Genomic DNA, 18892 nt, shown 5'->3' with positions numbered 1-18892 from the left:
GCCCCCGGGCCGTTCAGCGCAGGTAGCGGGCGATAGCGTCGGCTACGCAGGCGGGACGCGGCGCGCCCTCCAGTTCGACGGTGACGCGCCGGTGCGCCTGCACGCCGCCGGGCACCTCGGTGACCTCGGTGAGCGTCACCCGGCCCCGGATCCGGCTGCCCACCGGCACCGGGGTGAGGAACCGGACCCGGTCGAGGCCGTAGTTGATCGCCGCGCTCGCGGCGCTGACCGTCATCACCTGCTGGGTGATCGGCACGATCAGCGACAGCGTGAGGAAGCCGTGCGCGATGGTCGTGCCGTACGGGCCCGCGGCGGCCCGCACCGGATCGACGTGGATCCACTGGTGATCGCCGGTGGCGTCGGCGAACCGGTCGATCCGCTCCTGGTCGATGGTGATCCAGTCGCTGGGACCGAGTTCGGTGCCCGCCGCCGCGCGCAGGGTGTCGAAATCGGCGAAATCCGTGGTCATGCCACACCTCCGAAACGTCGGCGCAGTTCGCGCTTGAGCACCTTGTGGGTGGGACCGAGCGGCAGCTCGGTGACGAATTCCACGCGGCGCGGGTACTTGTACCTGGCCACCTGTTGCCTGCCGAACTCGATCACGTCCTGGGCGGTCAGCTCGCCGTCGGCCACGACGACGGCCACGATCTCCTCACCGTAGTGCTCGTCGGGCACGCCGATCACCGCGACCTGCGCGATGCGCGGATGCCGGACCAGCGCGGCCTCGACCTCCGTCGGATAGACGTTGAATCCGCCGCGCAGGATCATCTCCTTGATCCGGTCGACGATGCGGATCCGGCCGGTGGCGTCCCTGGTGCCCAGATCGCCGGTGCGGAACCAGCCGTCGACGACGGCCGCCGCGGTCGCCTCGGGCCTGCCGGTGTACCCGTTGAACACGTTGTGTCCGCGCACCACCACCTCGCCGGTCTCGTCGACCGGCAGCAGCACGATCCGGTCGGTGATCGCGGGATCGGCGATCTCCACGTCGACGCCCCACACCGGATGCCCGACGGTGCCCGCCTCGGCGCCGTAGATCGGCTGGTTCACCGCCGCGGTCGGCGAGGTCTCCGACAGCCCGTAGCCCTCGAGCACCGGCGCGCGGAAGAGTCGCTCGAAGTCCTCCAGCACCGACACCGGTAGCGCCGCACCGCCGCTCACGCACAGCTTCAGCGCGGGCAGCTCCGGCGCCCGCGCCGCCGCCTCGATGAGCGCGAGGTACATCGTCGGCACCCCGTGGAAGAGGTTGACCCGCTCCGCCGCCATCAGCGCGATCGCCTGGGCCGCGTCGAATCTCGGGAGCAGCACCAGCGTCCCGCCGACCCGCCAGTGCGAGTTCATCGATACGGTCTGCCCGAACACGTGGAACAGCGGCAGCGCGCCGAGCGCGATGTCGTCGCGGTGGATCTCGTTGGCGTCGAAGGTGTTCACCGTCGCGCACATCACCATGTTGAGGTGGTTCAGTTCGGCGCCCTTGGGCGTGCCGGTGGTCCCGCTGGTGTAGAAGACGACGGCGGTGTCGAGCGGACCGCGTGAGACGAACGCCGGAATCGCCTCGCCCGCCAAGTCTTGCGGGGCGACGACATCGATGCCCGCCGCGCTCGCCGCCGCGGCACCGGTCTCGGCCACCATCGGATGACAGATCAGCAGCGAGGCCGCGCTGTCGCGCAGCACGTATTCCATCTCGGGCGCGGTGAGCAGCAGGTGCACCGGCACCACCACCGCGCCCGCGGCGAGGATCGCGAAGTACGCGCGCGGGAAGTCGGCGGTGTTCGGGCACAGCAGCGCCACCCGGTCACCGGGCCGGACCCCGCGCGCGATCAGGGCGCCTGCCTGTTCCCTGGCCTGCCGCCACAGGTCGGCGAAGGTGATGCGGTGCTCGCCCTCGATCAGCGCGAGGTGATCCGGGCGGCGGCGGGCGGGTTCGGCGAGGATGCTCGCCAGGGAGAGAGTGGCATTCATTCGAGTTCCTGGAGTCGACGGCTTCGGCGAAGGAGCGCGCACCCTCGGTGTCGCGCGGTGGGTGACCGGATCGGTCGGAGTTCAGGGCGGTCGGCCCGCACCTCGAAGGGAGGGCCCGAACGGTCGATCGGCGTCGGCCGCATCGGATGCCCGGTGCGGCCGACGTGGGTCAGCGACGGAGATGGACCGCGAGGCCCTGCCCGACACCGACACACAGGGTGACCACCGCGTGGCGCGCGTCGCGATCGGCGAGTTCGAGTGCGGCGGTGAGCGCCAGGCGCGCACCGCTGGCACCGAGCGGGTGGCCGAGCGCGATGGCGCCGCCGTTCGGGTTCACGTGTTCGGCGTCGTCGGGCAGTCCGAGTCCGCGCAGGACGGCCAGGGCCTGGGCGGCGAAGGCTTCGTTGAGTTCGACGACGTCGATGTCGGCGATCGCCAGACCTGTTCGCGCGAGCAGCTTCTCGACCGCGGGGACCGGTCCGATGCCCATGACGCGCGGCGGCACCCCGGCCGCCGTCACGGCACCGACCTCGGCCAGCGGGGTCACGCCGTAGCGCCGCACCGCTGCCTCGGAGGCGATCAGCACCGCGGCGGCACCGTCGTTGATCCCCGAGGAGTTGCCCGCCGTGATCGACCCGCCCGACACCACCGGGCGCAGCCGGGCGAGTGCCTCGATGCTCGTCTCGCGCGGATGCTCGTCGCGGTCGACGACGACGGGTTCCCCTCGCCGCTGCGGGACCGGCACCGGGGTGATCTCGCGAGCGAGCCTGCCGCGCGCGATCGCCGCCGCCGCCCGCTGTTGCGAGCGCAGTGCGAAGGCGTCCTGGTCGGCGCGGGCGATGCCGTGCTCGTCGGCGACGTGCTGGGCGGTCTCGGGCATCGAGTCGATGCCGTACTCCGCCCGCAGCCGCGGATTCACCAGCCGCCAGCCGAGCGTGGTGTCGGCCAGCTGCGCCGAACGGTCCCACGGCGCACCGGTTTTCGGCAGCACGTACGGTGCCCGCGTCATCGACTCGACCCCGCCCGCGACCACCAGGTCGGCGTCGCCGGCCTTGATCGCCCTGGCCGCGTAGCCGATCGCGTCCAGGCCCGACGCGCACAGCCGGTTGACCGTCACGCCGGGAACGTCCACCGGCAGCCCGGCCAGCAGCGCCGCCATCCGGGCGACATTGCGGTTGTCCTCACCTGCCTGGTTCGCGCAGCCGAGCACGACATCGTCGACCCGCGCCCAGTCCACGGCGGGTAGTCGTTCCCTGAGCGCGGTGAGCACGTGCGCGGCGAGGTCGTCGGGGCGCACCTCGGCCAGCGCGCCGCCGTAGCGGCCGAACGGCGTGCGGACGCCGTCGACCAGGAAGGCGCGGGCCGTCACAGGCCCATGTCCTTGGCGATGATCATCTTCATCACTTCGCTGGTGCCGCCGTAGATCCGGTTCACCCGGTTGTCGGCGTAGAGGCGGGCCACGGGATATTCGGTGATGTAGCCGTACCCGCCGTGCAGTTGCAGGCAGCGGTCGATCACCCGCGAGGCGACCTCGGTGCAGAACAGCTTGGCCGACGCGGCGTCGGCCGGGGTGAGTTCGCCCCGGTCCAGGGCGTCGAGCGCCCGGTCGACCACGGCCTCGGCGGCGTCCACCTCGGCCCGGCAGGCGGCCAGCTCGAACTTGGTGTTCTGGAACTGCGCCACCGGCTGGCCGAACACCGTCCGGCCCCTGGTGTATTCGAGCGCGAACCGGATCGCCGACTTGGCCTGCGCGTAGGCGCCGACCGCGATGGACAGCCGCTCCTGCGGCAGGTTCTGCCCGAGGTAGCCGAAGCCCTGATGCGGCGCGCCGAGCAGGTCGGCCACCGGGACCCGCACGTCGGTGAAGGACAGTTCGGCGGTGTCGGACACCTTGAGGCCGAGCTTGTCGAGCTTGCGGCCGACCGCGTACCCCGGCGAGCTCGTGTCGACCACGAACAGCGAAATACCGTGGCGTCGATCGGTCTCCGCGGGCGGGGCGGTCCGCGCGCAGACGATCACCCGGTCGGCGTGCACCCCGCCGGTGATGAAGGTCTTCGCCCCGTTGAGCACGTAGTGGGTGCCGTCCTCGGACAGTTGCGCGGTCGTCCGCATCCCCGCCAGATCCGACCCGGTGCCCGGCTCGGTCATCGCGATGGCGAACATGATCTCGCCCGAGACGAACCCCGGCAGCCACCGCCGCTTCTGCTCGTCGGTCGCGAGGTTCTTCAGGTACGGCAGACACAGGCCGACGTGCACGCCCGACCCTCCGAACGACACACCGGCCCTGGCGGTTTCCTCCATCAGGATCGCCTGGAACTTGAACGAGTCGATCCCCGCGCCCCCGTATTCCTCGGGCACCTCGATCCCGAACACACCGAGATCGGCCAGCGAGCGGTAGAACTCGCGCGGCACGATGCCCGCCTCGTACCACTGGTCGTAGACCGGCACGACCTGCGACTCGATGAACGCGCGCGCCGTCTTGCGGAACGCCTCGTGCTCACCGGTGAAAACTGTGCGCTGCATGAATGACTCCCGAAACCTAGAGACGGCGTCCGCCGTCGACGTACAGCGTCTGACCGGTGACGAACCCGGCGTCGTCGGAGGCGAGGAACGCGACAACGCCCGCGATGTCGTCGGGCGTGCCGACCCGGCGCAGCGGCGTGATCCCGGCGGTCTTGGCCTGCAACTCCTCGGCGCTCACGCCCATCCGGGCGGCGGTGGCCGCCGTCATCTCGGTGGCGATGAAGCCGGGCGCGACCGCGTTGACCCGGATGCCGAACGGGCCGAGTTCCATGGCCAGCGTGCGGGTCAGGCCCTGGATGCCCGCCTTGGCCGCGGCGTAGTTGGCCTGCCCGCGATTGCCCAGCGCCGACACGCTCGAGGTGTTCACGATCGCGCCGCCGCCGCGCTCCACCATGTGCTTCTGCGCGGCCCTGCTGCACAGGAACGCCCCGCGCAGGTGCACCGACATGACGGTGTCCCAGTCGTCCACCGACATCTTGAACAGCAGGTTGTCGCGCAGCACGCCGGCGTTGTTCACCAGCACGTCGAGCGAGCCGAGGTCGGCGACGGTGCGCGCCACGGCGGCGGCCACCGAATCCTCGTCGGTGACATCGCAACCGAGCCCGATCGCGGTGCCGCCCGCGGCGTTGATCTTCCCGGCGGTCAGCACGGCGGCGTCGGCGTCGAGATCGACGACGGCCACGGCGCAGCCGGCGGCCGCCAGGCGGGCCGCGGTGGCAGCGCCGATGCCGCGGGCCGCTCCGGTGACGAAGGCGGTTCTGTGGGTCATGGTTCGTACTCCTCTGTCAGACAATGGCGTTCACGCCGGTGAGGGCGCGGCCGATGAGCAGTTTCTGGATCTGGGTGGTGCCCTCGTAGAGGGTCAGCACGCGCGCGTCGCGCAGGTACTTGGCGACCGGGTACTCGTCGATGTAGCCGTAGCCACCGAAGACCTGGATCGCGTTGTTGGCCGCCTTGACCGCGGCCTCGGAGGCGAACAGCTTCGCCATCGAGGCGGCGGTGCCGAACGGCTCGCCCCGGTCGACGAGATCGGCGGCACGCCAGGCCAGCAGCCGCGCCGCCTCGGTCTCCACCGCGATGTCGGCCAGCAGTTCCTGTACCAGCTGATAGCCCGCGATCGGCTTGCCGAACTGCTCGCGCTCCCCGGCGTAGCGCACCGCGGCCTCGAGGCAGGCGCGCGCCAGGCCGACACAGCCCGCGGCCACCCCCATCCGGCCCTTGTCCAGCGCCGCCATCGCGATCCGGAAGCCCTGGCCTTCCGCGCCGAGGCGCAGCGCGTCGGGCACCCGGACCCGGTCCAGGACCAGTTCGGCCGTGGCCTGTCCGCGCAGCCCGAGCTTGCCCTTGATCTCGGTCCGGCCGAAGCCGGGCGAATCGGTAGGGACGAGGAAGGCGGTCACACCCTTCGGCCCCGGTCCCCCGGTGCGCGCGAACACCAGTGCCACGTCGGCCCAGGTGCCGTTGGTGATGAAGATCTTGGTGCCGTCGATGACCCAGTCCGCCCCGTCCCGGGTGGCGCGGGTGATCAGGTTGGCCGCGTCGGACCCGGTCCCCGGCTCGGTCAGCGCGAAGCACCCGAGCTGCTCGCCCGCGCACAGCGGCGGCAGGAAACGGCGCTTCTGCTCCTCGGTGCCATAGGCGGCGATCGACTTGCCGACCAGCCCCAGCGACACCGACACGATGCCGCGCACCGCGCTGTCGCCGCGGCCCAGTTCCTCCAGCAGCACGCAGTAGGCCAGAGCGTCCCCGCCGGAGCCGCCGTACTCCTCGTCGATCCCGATGCCGAGGAACCCCAGCGCGCCGAGTTTGCCGACGACGGCCGGGTCGACCGATTCCGCCCGATCCCACTGCGCGGCGTACGGGACGACTTCCTTGTCCACCCATGTGCGGGCGAGCTCGCGCAGGTCGCTGTGCGCTTGCGTGAGTGCGAGATCCATCGGACCACTCCTGAACCAAACGGTGTTAGGTTTACTCGGGCACCGTATCCTAACGCCGTTCGGTTAATCAAGGGCCGAAATACCCATCGGTGATAGCGTTCGAATCCCCACCGACCCCGAGCAGACGAGGAGTGGCGCATGGCGAGGCCGCGCGTACCGCTGTTGAGCCGCGAACGCATTCGCGACACCGCGCTGGCCATGATCGACCGGGACGGCCTCGCCGAGGTCTCCATGCGCAAACTGGCCGCCGAACTCGGCGTACAGGCCGCCTCGCTGTACGGCCACTACCCGAACAAGGACGATCTGTTCGACGACATCGCGACGGGCATCATGAGCCACGTCGACACCTCGGGCTTCGACACCCTGCCCTGGGACGACGGACTGGCCGCCTGGGCCCGCAGCTACCGGACGGCGCTGGTCACGCATCCGAACTTCGTGCCCTACCTGGCCGCGGGCCCCGGCAGGCGCGCGGAGAACCTGCGCGCGGCCGACGCCGTGCACGGCGGCCTGGTGGGCGCGGGCTGGCCGCCGCGCTACGCGACCATGATCGGCGCGGCCACCCGCTACCTGGTGATGGGCTCGACGGTGGGGTCGTTCGCGGGCGGTTTCGCCGACGACGTGCAGGTCTACCGGGACCGCTACCCGCACCTGAACCAGGCGCACCTGCTGCGCGCGGTCGCCGAGGAGATCGACGACGACAGCTTCGAGCTGGCCCTGACCTCGTTCATCGCGGGCCTGCGCGGCACCTACGCGAGCGTCGTCAGCCCCGACTGAACCCACAGACGACGACGGGACCGGTGGCGTCTACGCAATCGCTCCCTCGCGCCATCGGTCCCGTCGCCGGGTCCCCCGTCTCGGGGGTTCGCCTACATCGAGGCGATCAGCCGATCGACCCGCTCGTCGACCGACCGGAACGGATCCTTGCACAACACGGTGCGCTGCGCTTGATCGTTCAACTTCAAATGCACCCAATCGACCGTGAAATCGCGGCCCGCCTCCTGCGCGGCGGTGATGAAGTCACCGCGCAGCTTGGCGCGGGTGGTCTGCGGCGGGGTCTCCACCGCCGCGTCCACGGCCTCGTCCTCGGTGATCCGCTTGGCCAGACCCTTGCGCTGCAGCAGGTCGAAGACGCCGCGACCGCGCTTGATGTCGTGGTAGGCCAGGTCGAGCTGGGCGATCTTCGGATCGGACAGCTCCATGTTGTAGCGGTCCTGGTAGCGCTGGAACAGCTTGCGCTTGATCACCCAGTCGATCTCGGTGTCGACCTTGGCGAAGTCCTGCGCCTCGACGGCGTCGAGGGTGCGGCCCCACAGGTCGACCACCGCGTCGACCTGCGGATCGCGGTCGCGGTTGCGGAGGTGCTCGACGGCGCGGGCGTAGTACTCGCGCTGGATCTCGAGCGCGCTGGCCTGCCTGCCACCGGCCAGCCGCACCGGACGGCGACCGGTCAGATCGTGGCTCACCTCGCGGATCGCCCGGATCGGGTTGTCGAGGGCGAAGTCGCGGAACGAGACGCCCGCCTCGATCATCTCCAGCACCAGCGACGCCGTGCCCACCTTGAGCATCGTCGTCGGCTCGGCCATGTTGGAGTCGCCCACGATCACGTGCAGGCGCCGGTACTTCTCGGCGTCGGCGTGCGGCTCGTCGCGGGTGTTGATGATCGGGCGCGAGCGGGTGGTCGCCGAGGAGACGCCCTCCCAGATGTGCTCGGCACGCTGCGAGAGGCAGAACGTGGCCGCCTTGGGCGTCTGCAGCACCTTGCCCGCGCCGCAGATGAGCTGGCGGGTGACCAGGAACGGCAGCAACACGTCGGAGATCCGGGAGAACTCGCCCGCGCGCACCACGAGGAAGTTCTCGTGGCAGCCGTAGGAGTTGCCCGCGGAGTCGGTGTTGTTCTTGAACAGGTAGATGTCGCCGCCGATGCCTTCCTCGGCGAGCCGCTGTTCGGCGTCTATCAGCAGGTCTTCCAGCACCCGCTCGCCCGCCCGGTCGTGGGTGACCAGCTGCACCAGGCTGTCGCATTCTGCCGTGGCGTACTCGGGATGCGATCCGACGTCGAGGTACAACCTGGCACCGTTTCGAAGGAAGACATTAGAGCTACGGCCCCAGGACACCACCCGGCGGAACAGGTACCGGGCCACCTCGTCGGGGGACAGCCGACGGTGACCGTGGAAGGTGCATGTCACACCGAACTCGGTCTCGATCCCCATGATTCGTCGCTGCACACTATCGACACTACAGCCATGACCAGGGCCCGCGCGGCGCTCCGGACATCCCATTCGCATACGTGTTCACAACGATTCGGACAGCGAACGACCTCCGCGAGCACGACGAGAACGGGCCCCCGGACCGGATCGGTCCGGGGGCCCGTTCATGATCGTGACGGCGGGGTCTACTCCCCCGCGCCGTCCTCGGGCTCGGGCAGCTTCGCTTCCTTCACGGCTTTCGCCTTCGGCGTACCGAGCGCCTTCTCCAGGGCCGCACCCTGCAGCCGGCGGAACGCCCGGCGGGGCCGGGACTGCTCGAGCGTGGCCACCTCGAGGGAGGACTCACCGAGCACGCGCTTGTCCTTGTCGGCCTCGGGCTGACCGGCCTGCAGCGCCCCGATGGCCACCTTCAGCGCCTCGTCCAGGGTCAGACCCGGCTTGTAGGCGGCCTTGAGCGCGGTCACGATGGGCTCGGTGGTGCCGCCCATGACGACGTACTCGCGTTCGTCGACGATCGACCCGTCGAAGGTGATCCGGTACAGCACCGAGGTCGGCGACTGTTCCGGATACCCGACCTCGGCGACGCACAGCTCCACCTCGTAGGGCTTGAGCTGATCGGTGAAGATCGAGCCCAGGCTCTGCGCGTAGAGGTTGGCCAGGCCACGGCCGGTGACATCGCGCCGGTCGTACTGATAGCCCTTGAGGTCGGCCTGCAGGATGCCGCCGCGGCGCAGGGCCTCGAACTCGTTGTACTTGCCGACCGCGGCGAAACCGACGCGGTCGTAGAGTTCGCTGACCTTGTGCAACGTCGCCGAGGGGTTCTCGGCGACGAACAACACGCCCTTGTCGTAGACCAGCACGACCACACTGCGACCACGACCGATGCCCTTGCGGGCGAGCTCGGTCTTGTCGCGCATGATCTGCTCGGCCGAGGCGTAATACGGCAGCGTCATAGGACGGCGCCCCCTTCTTCCGCGGCTTCCCGGTCGGCGATCACGCCGCGGGCGATCTCGGCCAGGCGGTCCTCGCCCACCTCGGTCGCGCCCTCGGCGTCGATCACCACCGCTGTCGGGTAGATGCCGCGCAGCATGTCCGGACCACCGGTGGCGGTGTCGTCGTCGGCGGCGTCGAACAGCGACTCCACCGCGATCCGCAACGCCCGGTCCTGATCGAGGCCGCGCTGGTAGAGCTTCTTCAGCGAGGACTTCGCGAACATCGAACCGGAGCCGACCGCGGTGTAGCCGAACCGCTCCTCGCTGCGCCCGCCGACCACGTCGTAGGACACGATGCGGCCGGATTTGTCGAGGTCGGCGATCTGGTCGTCGTAGCCGACGAGGATCGGCACGACGGCCAGGCCCTGCAGGGCGGCCGGCAGGTTGTCGCGGACCATCTTCGACAACTTGTTGGCTTTACCGTCGAAGGTCAGCGGCACGCCTTCGATCTTCTCGTAGTACTCGAGCTCCACCGCGAACAGCCGGATCATCTCGATCGCGATGCCCGCGGTGCCCGCGATGCCCGCCGCCGAGAAGGTGTCGGTGATGTAGACCTTCTCGGTGTCGCGACTGGCCAGCAGGTTGCCCATGGTGGCCCTGCGGTCGCCCGCGATGAGCACGCCACCCCGATAGGTGACCGCGACGATGGTGGTGCCGTGCGGCGCCAGATCCTTCGCCGCGGTCAGATCCGAGGCGCCGAACCTGTTGCCGGGCAACAGGTCCGGAGCGTGCATGCGGAGATGTTCGGTGAACGAGGAGAGAGCCTGCCCCGCGTGGAGGCGCAACGGGTCACCTGAGGTCACTGGCCGCCCTTCTGCACATATGCCCGCACGAAGTCCTCGGCGTTCTCCTCGAGCACGTCATCGATCTCGTCGAGCAGGTCGTCGGTTTCCTCCGCGAGCTTCTCGCGGCGTTCCTGACCCGCCGCGTCGACGCCCTCGGGACCCTCGTCCTCGTCGCCACCCCCGGCGCGCTTGGTCTGCTCTTGTGCCATGGCAGCCGACCTCCTCTTTCCTCATCATGACCGCGACCTTTCGGATGAGCACGGTCGGCGATCATGAGCGATGTTCGTGCTCGTCCCACAACCCTACCGAGCCGATCCGACAAGGTGGTCTATTAGCGATCGGATTGTCGCCCTGTCGTGCCGGAAATCGCCTCAGTGCGTGAGCTGGTCGACCAGGTCGGCGGCCGACTGCGCGGCGTCGAGCAGCTTCCCGACGTGCGCTTTCGTGCCGCGGCGCGGCTCCAGGGTGGGGATCCGCACCAGCGAATCGCCGCCGAGGTCGAAGATCACCGAATCCCAACTGGCGGCGGCGATATCGGCGCCGAACCGGCGCAGGCACTCACCGCGGAAGTACGCGCGGGTGTCGGTCGGCGGCTTGGTCATCGCGTCGAGCACCTGCTGCTCGCTGACGAGCCGCTTCATCGAGCCGCGCGCCACCAGGCGGTTGTAGAGGCCCTTGTCCAGGCGCACATCGGAGTACTGCAGGTCCATCAGGTGCAGCTTGGGCGCGGCCCAGCCCAGGCCCTCGCGGCTGCGCATGCCCTCGAGCAGGCGTAGCTTGGCCGGCCAGTCGAGCAGGTTGGCGCACTCCATCGGGTCGCGCTCGAGCAGGTCCAGGACCATCGCCCAGTTGTCGACGATGTCGCGCACGCGCGGGTCGTCGTTGCCCTCACGGTCGATGAACTTGGCGACGCGCTCGTGGTAGAGCCGTTGCAGCGCAAGGCCGGTCAGCTCGCGGCCGTCGGCCAGCGCCACGGTGGCGCGCAGCGACGGGTCGTGGCTGATCTGGTGCACGGCGGTGACCGGGCGGGCCAGCTGGAACTCCGAGAGGTCCTCGCCCGCCTCGATCAGATCGAGCACCAGCGCGGTGGTGCCGACCTTCAGGTAGGTCGACATCTCGGCCAGGTTGGCGTCACCGATGATCACGTGCAGGCGCCGGTACTTGTCGGCGTCGGCGTGCGGCTCGTCGCGGGTGTTGATGATGCCGCGCTTGAGCGTGGTCTCCAGGCCGACCTCGACCTCGATGTAGTCGGCGCGCTGGGACAGCTGGAAGCCCGCGTGGTCGCCGGACTGGCCGATGCCGACCCGGCCGGACCCGCAGATCACCTGGCGGGAGACGAAGAACGGCGTGAGCCCCGCGATGATGTGGCTGAACGGGGTGTCGCGGTTCATCAGGTAGTTCTCGTGGGTGCCGTAGGAGGCGCCCTTGCCGTCGACGTTGTTCTTGTACAGCTGTAGGCGCGGGGCGCCGGGGACGCTGGAGGCGTGCCGGGCGGCGGCCTCCATCACCCGCTCGCCCGCCTTGTCCCAGATGACCGCGTCGAGCGGGTCGACCACCTCGGGCGCGGAGTACTCCGGATGGGCGTGGTCGACGTAGAGCCGGGCGCCGTTGGTGAGGATCATGTTCGCCGCGCCGACCTCGTCGGCGTCGATCACGGGAGCGGGTCCACTCATCCGGCTCAGGTCGAAACCACGCGCGTCACGCAGCGGGGATTCCACCTCGTAGTCCCAGCGCGTCCGCTTGGCCCGCGGAACGCCCTCGGCGGCGGCGTAGGCGAGAACGGCCTGGGTGGAGGTGAGGATCGGGTTGGCCGTCGGCTCCGTGGGGGTCGAGATGCCGTACTCGACCTCGATTCCGATGATGCGCTGCATGCTGTCGAGCCTAGGCGACGGGCCCGACGCGCACCGGCATCTCGGCCCAGCGGCCTCCGGCGCCCCGGCTCACCCGCGCGGCCGCGGGCCGGTGAGCTGCTGTCGGCGATCGGGCGCACCCAGGGTCCCCCGCTCGGCGGACCCGGAGTGGTCCCAGCGGGCGATCCGGCGGGTGGGGCCAGGCCGAGATACTCGAAGCCATGAGCGAATCCGTGAAACAGCTCACCGGCGAGGTGACCGAACGGCCCACCCGGCTGCTCGCGCTCGATGTCCTGCGTGGCATCGCGATCCTGGGCACCCTCGGCACCAATATCTGGATCTTCACCGATCCGGCGGGGTTGACCGGCTACATCGACGGGCTGGGCGCCGCCGCGACCGACGGCTGGCTGTGGACCGAACGGGTGCTCCAGCAACTGGCCCAGGGCAAGTTCCTCGGCCTGCTGACGGTGATGTTCGGGATCGGGCTGGCCATCCAGCAGGATTCGGCCCGGCGCGGCGGACGCCGCTGGCCGGGCCGCTATCCCGTGCGAGCGGGCCTGCTGTTCCTGGACGGCCTGGTGAACTTCCTGCTCGTCGCCGAGTTCGATGTCCTGATGGGGTACGCGGTCACCGGCCTGGTCGTCGCCTACCTGCTGGCGACGAGCGACCGGGCGCAACGCCGGTGGCTGATCGTCGCGGCGTCGATCCACGTGACGATGCTGACCCTGATCGCGGCCGCCCTGACCTTCGCGCCCGCCGCGGAGCCATCCGCTGCCGAACCCCTCGACCCGAATCCCTACGCGGACGGCTCCTTCTGGGATCTGGTGCTGTTCCGGATCGAGCACGCCGGGGCCTTCCGGGTGGAGGCGATCTTCGTCTTCCCGATGTCGGTGGCGCTGTTCCTGCTGGGCGCTCGGCTGTATCGCGCCGGGGTGTTCCAGCCCGCGGGGGCGCGCATCCGCCGGTGGCTGCTGGTGATCGGCTTCGGCATCGCGGCGCCGCTGGACTTCACGGTCGGTGTCTTCGGTGGCGGCGACCTGGTGCTGCTCACCCGCTACGGCACGGCGCCGTTCGTCGCGCTGGGCATTCTCGCGGCGGTCGCGGAGTTCTATCTGCGCCGGTCGCGGGTCGGCTACGCGGGTGCGCGGCTGAGCGAGGTCGGCCGGACGGCACTGAGCTGCTACATCCTGCAGAACCTGATCGCCGGAATGCTCTGCTACGGCTGGGGTTTCGGGCTCGCCGCGAGCGTCGCACCGTCCGCGCGGGTGCCGTTCACGATCGGGATCTACCTGCTGGTGGTCGTCCTGATCACGATGTTCGCCCACTTCTGGTTGCGGCGCTTCGAGCGCGGCCCGGTCGAATGGCTGTGGCAGCGCACCTATCAGCTGCTCACGCCGGCGGGGTGAGTCAGCGCAGCCGCTCCGCCGGTGGCGGGGCGGCATCGGGCGCGACCAGCAGGTCGGTCACCAGCGAATCCCGTTGCAGCGGGACACCGAGGCTGCGGGCGTTGCCCTCGAACAGCGACAGCACCGACTCGGTCAGGATGCCCTGGATCTGTTCGGCCGACAGCACCGGCTCCGGGTCGGCGCGCCAGCTGGCGACCACGCCGTCGACGAGTCCGACCATGCCGAAGGCCATCGGCCGGGCACGGGCGGGATCGATCCCGAAGCGGGCCAGCGTGGCGGCGAACATGTCGGCCAGCTGCCCACCGACCTGGCGCCCCGCGCCGCCCAGGGTGGCGGCGCCGCCGTCGGGCGCGGCGTCACCGAGGAAGCGGTGCAGGTTGGGGTGGCGTTCGATCCAGCCGAGGTAGGTGCCGATGGCGCCGCGCACCGCGTCCTTGAGCGTCCCGTCCGGCTCCAGCGCGGGCAGCAGCTCCGCGAGCAGCAGCTCCAGGATGCGCTGGCGGGCGAGGGCGTCGAGTTCGGCCCGGCCGCCGACGTGCCGGTACACCACCGGCCGGGGCAGGCCCAGGTGCTCGGCGATCAGCTGCACCGAGATCTCGAGCCCGTGTTCGTCGATGACCTCGATCGCGGCATCGATCATCTCCGCCCGGCGGCGGGCCTTGTGGCCGTGCCAGCGGGTGGCGCGCCCGTCACCGACGGGCTGCGCGTCCTGGGCGGAAGGTGCAGTCACAGTGCCAACGATACCCGGACCGCAGGTGACCGTGACACAGCGTTCCACCAACCACCCGCCGCCGATCGGTATGCTCGGCGGCATGCGGTCCCGGGCAGTGCTGATGGCGTACGCGGTGCTCGCGTGCGTGCTGCCCGCGTTCGTGCTGCTGACGACGCCCGGCGGCGACACCGCCCGCATGCTGGCCTTCGGCGCGGTCGCCGCGGCCATGGTGTGCGCACTGGTCGCGATCACCACGCACCGGCAGCTGCCGGTCCGGGTCGCCACCGCCGGTCCACCCCGCTCGGCCGAGCGCCGCCTGCGGGGTTCCTTTCTGCGCCAGAGCAATCCGGACGCCGCGGGCCGCCCACGCCCGCGAGCACCGGGGATCGATCACCACTGACGGGTAGCGCCGTGCGCGCCACCGGTCGGCTGCCGTGATCCCACTCCCCTCTCGTGCGCGCTCGCGCACGCTGTCCGGACAGGTCGTTCCGTCATGCTCGATTTCGTGTACTTCCCGGTGTCCGCCGTGCTCTGGTGCTGGCACCGGCTCCTCGCCGTCCCCCTCGGTCCCGCCGACGGCCTCGCCTGGCTACTGGCCGTGGTCGCCCTCGTCGTCACCGTCCGCGCGCTGCTGGTCGTCCCGGCGCTGCGGCAGGCCCGCTCCCAGGCCGTGCTGCGTTCCCTGCGACCACAGCTCGACAAGATCCGTGCCCAGCACCCCGGTGACCAGCGCGCGCAGGCCGAGAAGACCCGGGCGCTGCACCGCGACCACGGGGTGCGCCTGTTCGGCGGGTTCGTGCCGATGATCGCCCAGGCCCTGGTGTTCCTCGGCCTGTTCCACGTCCTGCGCTCGTTCGACCGCACGGGCACCTACGCGGTCGGCCCGTTCGCCTCGACCGATGCCCCACTCACGCCCGCGCTGAACAGCGCGACGCCGAACTATCTGTTCGGGGTGCGCGAGGTGAACGCCTTCCTCGACGCCAGGCTCTTCGGCGCTCCGCTGTCGGCGACCCTGACCGGGGCGGGCGAGGTGTTCGTCTCGGTCGCCGCGCTCGCGATTCCGCTGGTGCTGATCACCGCGCTCGCCACCCACCTCACCGCCCGGCTGACCCCGCCCGCGACCGACGCCACGTCCGCGATCCTGCGCCGGTTGTCGCTGTGGGTGTTCCCCGTGGGCGCGCTGGTCAGCGGCGCGATCCTGCCCGTCGCCGTGCTCACCTACTTCGCCACGAACGCGGTGTGGACGTGTGGGCAGCAGTACCTGATCCGCCGCAGGCTCGACGCCGAGGCCGCCGCCGCGGCGGCGCTGTCGGCCGCGCGCGCGAAGGCGGCCGCACCGCGACCGGGGGTGAAGCCGACACGGCGGCGCCGCTGAGACGCGTTACCCTCGGGCGGTGTCTGCGCATCCGGAGTCGGAACTGCTCGCCGTGTACGACGCCGCCGGTGCGGTGATCGGCGCGGCCGAGCGGGGCACGGTCTATCGCGAGGGGCTCTGGCACGCCAGCGCGGGCGTGCTGGTGCGCTCCACCGACGGCCACCGGATCTATGTCCACCGGCGCACCGACAGCAAACTCGTTTTCGCCGGCCTGCACGACTGCCTGGCCGGGGGCGTCGTCGACGCGGGCGAGGATCCGGCCGACACCGCCCGGCGCGAACTCCGCGAGGAACTCGGCATCACGCCGGACGCGGACACGCCGATCACCTTGCGCGCCACCGCGTCCTGGGACGGCAGCTGGGCGGGCAGGCCGCTGCGCTGCCATCTGTTCGGCTACGAGATCCGCTCCGACGGCCCGGTCCACCACCAGCCGTCCGAGATCGCGGACGGCTGGTGGTGGACCGACGCCGAACTCCGGGCGCACCTGGCCGATCCGGCCTGGCCGTTCGTCCCCGACACCCGGATCCTGCTCGGCGAGCTGCTGGCTCAGTAGACGATCACCTGCCAGGTCTGCATGCTGAACGGCAGGTCACACGCGGTTTCCGAGTGGAAGCCGCCGAACGCGGGCTGCCCGTAGCGCTCGTAGCTGCTGAACCAGCTCCACCAGGCCCAGCAGGTGACGCGCACCTGGTGCCAGACCGGGTCGCCACACTGGGAGAAGGCGCCGGTACCGGCGATGGGGTTCACCGAGCAGTGACCCGGTGGTTGCGCCTGGACGGGTCCGGCGAGCAGAGTCGAGGCGCCGATGAGACCGGCGGCCGTGGCTCCCACAGCGATCTTGCGTAGAGATTTCATGACAACCTCCCACCGCGTGGAGTTCCCGCTGTCGAACCCGCCGGCATCCACGTTCGGTTCGATATCCGCCTCGGGACACCGCGTCCCGATGATGTGATCTACATCACTCGAACCGCGGTCGCCGTTACGCCCTCGTCCGAATAGTTATCGCCGGGCAAGCCCACGATCAGTCGAGCGACCGCAGCGATTCCTCGTCGCGGGCCACCACCGCGCCACCGTCGGCGGTGAGCACGATCGGACGCTGGATCAGCTTGGGGTGCTCGGCGAGTGCGGCCAGCCACCGGTCGACATCGGCGTCGGTCCGGCCCCAGCCCGCCATGCCGAGATCCTTGGCGATCTGCTCACCGGTGCGGGTGATGTCCCACGGCCGGGCGCCGAGCCGGGCCAGCACCGCGCGCAGTTCCTCGACCGTCGGCGGATCGTCGAGGTAGCGCCGCACCGTGTACTCGACTCCGGCGGCGTCCAGGTGCGCGGTGGCGTTGCGACTCTTCGTGCAGCGGGGGTTGTGCCAGATCTCGGTCATACCCGCAGCGTAGTGCGCGGGCACGGACGGGAACTGCGGGCGCGGGCGCACCGGCCGATACTGGAGGGATGAGCGACACCGCGCCCTCCGAAAACCCGTACGGCACACCGACAACCACCGGTCCCGAACCGATCCGCCCCTCCCAGGGCCGGGTCAACACCATCGTCCGCGGCCTGCTGAAGGTGCCGGTGCTGTCCGGCATCGTCGGCAAGCGGCTGGCGACCCTGCACGTCACCGGCCGCAAGTCCGGCGCGGTCTACGACGTCCCGGTCGCCTACACCGTCCACGACGGCACGCTGCTGATCGGCACCTCCCTGCGCCCGTGGGTCAAGAACCTGCGCGGCGGCGCCGAGGTGCGCCTCTCGCGCGGCCGATCCCCCGAATCCTTCACCGCCACCGTGCATTCCGACGAGCAGGCGGTGCTCGACCTGTACACGGTGATCGCCCGCGACAACAAGCAGAACGCCAAGTTCAACGGCATCGGCTTCACCGCCGACGGCGAGCCGTCCAAGGCCGACATCTACCAGACCTGGCAGCAGGGCGGCGTGGTCGTCGAGCTGACCCCGCGCTGACCGCACGACGACGGCCCGGCGGACCCACCCGCCGGGCCGTCGTCGGGTCCGGCCTACTTGCCGCCTTCGGTGGGCGTGACCTGGGCGGGCTGGAATCCGGCTCCGGTCACCTCGACGCCGGCGGCCCGCAGCTGATCGAGGGCCTTGGTGACGTACTCGGTGGTGTAGGCGTCGGGGCCGGGATCCTTGGTCAGCACCGTCGCGCCCTCGGCGTTCCTGGTCTCCTTGGCGATGGTCACCGTGCGGTCCCAGGCCGCCTTGTCGACGATGCCGATCCCGGCCGGTGAGGGCCAGATCAGCTTGTTCACCTCGTTGATCTGCCACTGCTGGTGCCCGGCGCCCAGCGTCGCGCCCGCGGCGACGGTGATGTCACGGCACATGTCGAGGTTGTCCCGGCAGAACGCCCAGCCCTTCAGCGAGGCGACCAGGAACTTCACCGTCTGCTCCTGGTACTTCGGATCCTTCAGCTTCTCGGTGTTGGCCCACAGCGCGTCCTGGAGCATCGCCACACCTTCGGCGTTCCAGTCGATGGTGGTGAAATCCTCGGCGGTGTAGAGCTTTCCGGTGGCCGGGTTCTTCGTCTCGAGCAGCTGGGCGTACTCGTTGTAGGACATGGCCTGGGCGGCGGCGATGTCCTTGGCGAGGAAGGCGTTCATGTCGAACTGCTGCTGGACCAGTTTCACGTCCTTGGCCGGGTCGATGCCCGCCTTGGTCATCCCGGCGAAGAGCTCGAATTCGTTGCCGTAGCCCCAGTTCCCGACGGTCTTGCCGCGCAGCGCGGCCGGTCCGGTGATGTTGTCGGCCTTGAACGAGACCTGCTTGGTGCCCGAGCGCTGGAACACCTGTGCGATCTCGGTGATGCCGGCGCCCGCCTCCCGCGAGGCCAGCGCCTTGGGCACCCAGGCCACCGCGTAGTCGGCCTGGCCCTGGGCGAGCACGGTCTGCGGGACGATGTCGGTGCCGCCGTCGAGGATCTCCACCGACAGCCCCTGCTCCCGGTAGAACCCCTGGTCGACGGCGGCCAGGTACCCGGCGAACTGGCCCTGTTTGAACCACTGCAACTGCAGTTTCACCTTGGTGAGACCGTCGGCGGTGGTCTCCGAGGCGGTGTCGGTGGTGCTGCAGCCGGTCAGCGCGGCGGCGGCGAGCGCGGCCAGCGCCAGACAACTGCGCAGCCGGAGTGCGGTCTTGCTCAT

21 protein-coding genes are annotated in these 18892 nt (G+C 70.3%); 6 read left to right on the top strand and 15 right to left on the bottom strand.

Annotation, left to right across the window (positions count from 1 at the left end; all coding sequences use genetic code 11):
- Positions 1 to 13 precede the first annotated feature (13 nt).
- The 6 genes from AB0H54_RS14115 to AB0H54_RS14090 all read right to left on the bottom strand — a co-directional run bounded on the left by AB0H54_RS14115 (position 14) and on the right by AB0H54_RS14090 (position 6419).
- Positions 14 to 469, bottom strand: a complete 456-nt coding sequence (locus tag AB0H54_RS14115) for a MaoC family dehydratase (protein WP_357345596.1) — start codon at positions 467 to 469, stop codon at positions 14 to 16.
- On the bottom strand, positions 466 to 1959 hold the full coding sequence (locus AB0H54_RS14110; protein ID WP_357345594.1) for a long-chain fatty acid--CoA ligase: 1494 nt from the start codon (positions 1957 to 1959) through the stop codon (positions 466 to 468). The genes AB0H54_RS14115 and AB0H54_RS14110 overlap by 4 nt, the downstream gene beginning before the upstream one ends.
- Positions 1960 to 2128: 169 nt before the next feature.
- Entirely contained in the window at positions 2129 to 3328 is a 1200-nt protein-coding gene (gene pcaF / locus AB0H54_RS14105) for a 3-oxoadipyl-CoA thiolase (protein WP_357345592.1), read from the bottom strand.
- Positions 3325 to 4482: an acyl-CoA dehydrogenase family protein gene (locus tag AB0H54_RS14100; RefSeq protein WP_357345590.1), complete on the bottom strand. Its 1158-nt coding sequence runs from the start codon at positions 4480 to 4482 to the stop codon at positions 3325 to 3327. The genes pcaF and AB0H54_RS14100 overlap by 4 nt, the downstream gene beginning before the upstream one ends.
- A gap of 16 nt (positions 4483 to 4498) precedes the next feature.
- Positions 4499 to 5251, bottom strand: coding sequence for a 3-oxoacyl-ACP reductase FabG (fabG, locus tag AB0H54_RS14095; RefSeq protein ID WP_357345588.1), 753 nt, complete (start codon positions 5249 to 5251; stop codon positions 4499 to 4501).
- Between the two features lie 16 nt (positions 5252 to 5267).
- Positions 5268 to 6419, bottom strand: coding sequence for an acyl-CoA dehydrogenase family protein (locus AB0H54_RS14090; protein WP_357345586.1), 1152 nt, complete (start codon positions 6417 to 6419; stop codon positions 5268 to 5270).
- Positions 6420 to 6557: 138 nt separating this feature from the next.
- Here AB0H54_RS14090 and AB0H54_RS14085 point away from each other — a divergent pair, with 138 nt between their 5' ends.
- A complete protein-coding gene (locus AB0H54_RS14085) occupies positions 6558 to 7193 on the top strand; it encodes a TetR family transcriptional regulator (protein WP_355275498.1) in 636 nt (211 codons plus the stop codon).
- 92 nt (positions 7194 to 7285) lie between these two features.
- On the opposite strand, the gene pafA is transcribed toward AB0H54_RS14085, so the two are convergent.
- The 5 genes from pafA to dop all read right to left on the bottom strand — a co-directional run bounded on the left by pafA (position 7286) and on the right by dop (position 12274).
- On the bottom strand, positions 7286 to 8644 hold the full coding sequence (gene pafA, locus AB0H54_RS14080) for a Pup--protein ligase (RefSeq protein ID WP_355275500.1): 1359 nt from the start codon (positions 8642 to 8644) through the stop codon (positions 7286 to 7288).
- A gap of 167 nt (positions 8645 to 8811) precedes the next feature.
- A complete protein-coding gene (prcA, locus tag AB0H54_RS14075) occupies positions 8812 to 9579 on the bottom strand; it encodes a proteasome subunit alpha (protein ID WP_355275502.1) in 768 nt (255 codons plus the stop codon).
- Complete coding sequence (prcB, locus tag AB0H54_RS14070) at positions 9576 to 10352, bottom strand: proteasome subunit beta (protein WP_355275503.1); 777 nt, start codon at positions 10350 to 10352, stop codon at positions 9576 to 9578. Before prcB ends, prcA begins: the two co-directional genes overlap by 4 nt.
- Positions 10353 to 10417: 65 nt before the next feature.
- On the bottom strand, positions 10418 to 10612 hold the full coding sequence (locus AB0H54_RS14065) for a ubiquitin-like protein Pup (RefSeq protein ID WP_019047503.1): 195 nt from the start codon (positions 10610 to 10612) through the stop codon (positions 10418 to 10420).
- 162 nt (positions 10613 to 10774) lie between these two features.
- Positions 10775 to 12274: a depupylase/deamidase Dop gene (dop, locus tag AB0H54_RS14060; RefSeq protein WP_355275505.1), complete on the bottom strand. Its 1500-nt coding sequence runs from the start codon at positions 12272 to 12274 to the stop codon at positions 10775 to 10777.
- 200 nt (positions 12275 to 12474) lie between these two features.
- Between dop and AB0H54_RS14055 the strand changes: the two genes are divergently transcribed.
- Positions 12475 to 13659 (top strand): DUF418 domain-containing protein, encoded by a 1185-nt coding sequence (locus tag AB0H54_RS14055; protein WP_357345584.1) that lies wholly within the window; start codon positions 12475 to 12477, stop codon positions 13657 to 13659.
- A 1-nt stretch (position 13660) separates the two neighbouring features.
- Here AB0H54_RS14055 and AB0H54_RS14050 read toward each other — a convergent pair whose 3' ends face one another.
- Entirely contained in the window at positions 13661 to 14389 is a 729-nt protein-coding gene (locus tag AB0H54_RS14050; RefSeq protein ID WP_357345582.1) for a TetR/AcrR family transcriptional regulator, read from the bottom strand.
- Positions 14390 to 14471: 82 nt separating this feature from the next.
- On the opposite strand from AB0H54_RS14050, the gene AB0H54_RS14045 reads away from it, so the two are divergent.
- The 3 genes from AB0H54_RS14045 to AB0H54_RS14035 all read left to right on the top strand — a co-directional run bounded on the left by AB0H54_RS14045 (position 14472) and on the right by AB0H54_RS14035 (position 16299).
- Positions 14472 to 14771: a DUF6412 domain-containing protein gene (locus AB0H54_RS14045; protein ID WP_355275511.1), complete on the top strand. Its 300-nt coding sequence runs from the start codon at positions 14472 to 14474 to the stop codon at positions 14769 to 14771.
- A gap of 93 nt (positions 14772 to 14864) precedes the next feature.
- Positions 14865 to 15746, top strand: coding sequence for a membrane protein insertase YidC (gene yidC / locus AB0H54_RS14040; RefSeq protein ID WP_357345580.1), 882 nt, complete (start codon positions 14865 to 14867; stop codon positions 15744 to 15746).
- Positions 15747 to 15765: 19 nt separating this feature from the next.
- A complete protein-coding gene (locus AB0H54_RS14035; RefSeq protein WP_357345578.1) occupies positions 15766 to 16299 on the top strand; it encodes an NUDIX domain-containing protein in 534 nt (177 codons plus the stop codon).
- Here the strand turns inward: AB0H54_RS14035 and AB0H54_RS14030 are convergent.
- Together AB0H54_RS14030 and AB0H54_RS14025 are read right to left on the bottom strand one after the other, a co-directional pair.
- Positions 16293 to 16601: a hypothetical protein gene (locus tag AB0H54_RS14030; protein WP_355275517.1), complete on the bottom strand. Its 309-nt coding sequence runs from the start codon at positions 16599 to 16601 to the stop codon at positions 16293 to 16295. The genes AB0H54_RS14035 and AB0H54_RS14030 overlap by 7 nt on opposite strands.
- A gap of 166 nt (positions 16602 to 16767) precedes the next feature.
- Positions 16768 to 17124 carry an arsenate reductase family protein gene (locus AB0H54_RS14025; protein WP_355275519.1) on the bottom strand — a complete coding sequence of 119 codons (357 nt, stop codon included), beginning with the start codon at positions 17122 to 17124 and terminating at the stop codon, positions 16768 to 16770.
- 68 nt (positions 17125 to 17192) lie between these two features.
- Here AB0H54_RS14025 and AB0H54_RS14020 point away from each other — a divergent pair, with 68 nt between their 5' ends.
- Positions 17193 to 17696, top strand: a complete 504-nt coding sequence (locus tag AB0H54_RS14020) for a nitroreductase/quinone reductase family protein (RefSeq protein ID WP_357345576.1) — start codon at positions 17193 to 17195, stop codon at positions 17694 to 17696.
- Between the two features lie 53 nt (positions 17697 to 17749).
- Here the strand turns inward: AB0H54_RS14020 and AB0H54_RS14015 are convergent, their stop codons facing one another.
- Positions 17750 to 18892, bottom strand: a complete 1143-nt coding sequence (locus AB0H54_RS14015; RefSeq protein WP_357345574.1) for an ABC transporter substrate-binding protein — start codon at positions 18890 to 18892, stop codon at positions 17750 to 17752.

This window comes from Nocardia sp. NPDC050718, assembly GCF_040654235.1.
Lineage (GTDB): Bacteria > Actinomycetota > Actinomycetes > Mycobacteriales > Mycobacteriaceae > Nocardia.
Note: the sequence above shows the minus strand (reverse complement) of the source record. Positions and strands in the feature narration are given on the sequence as shown.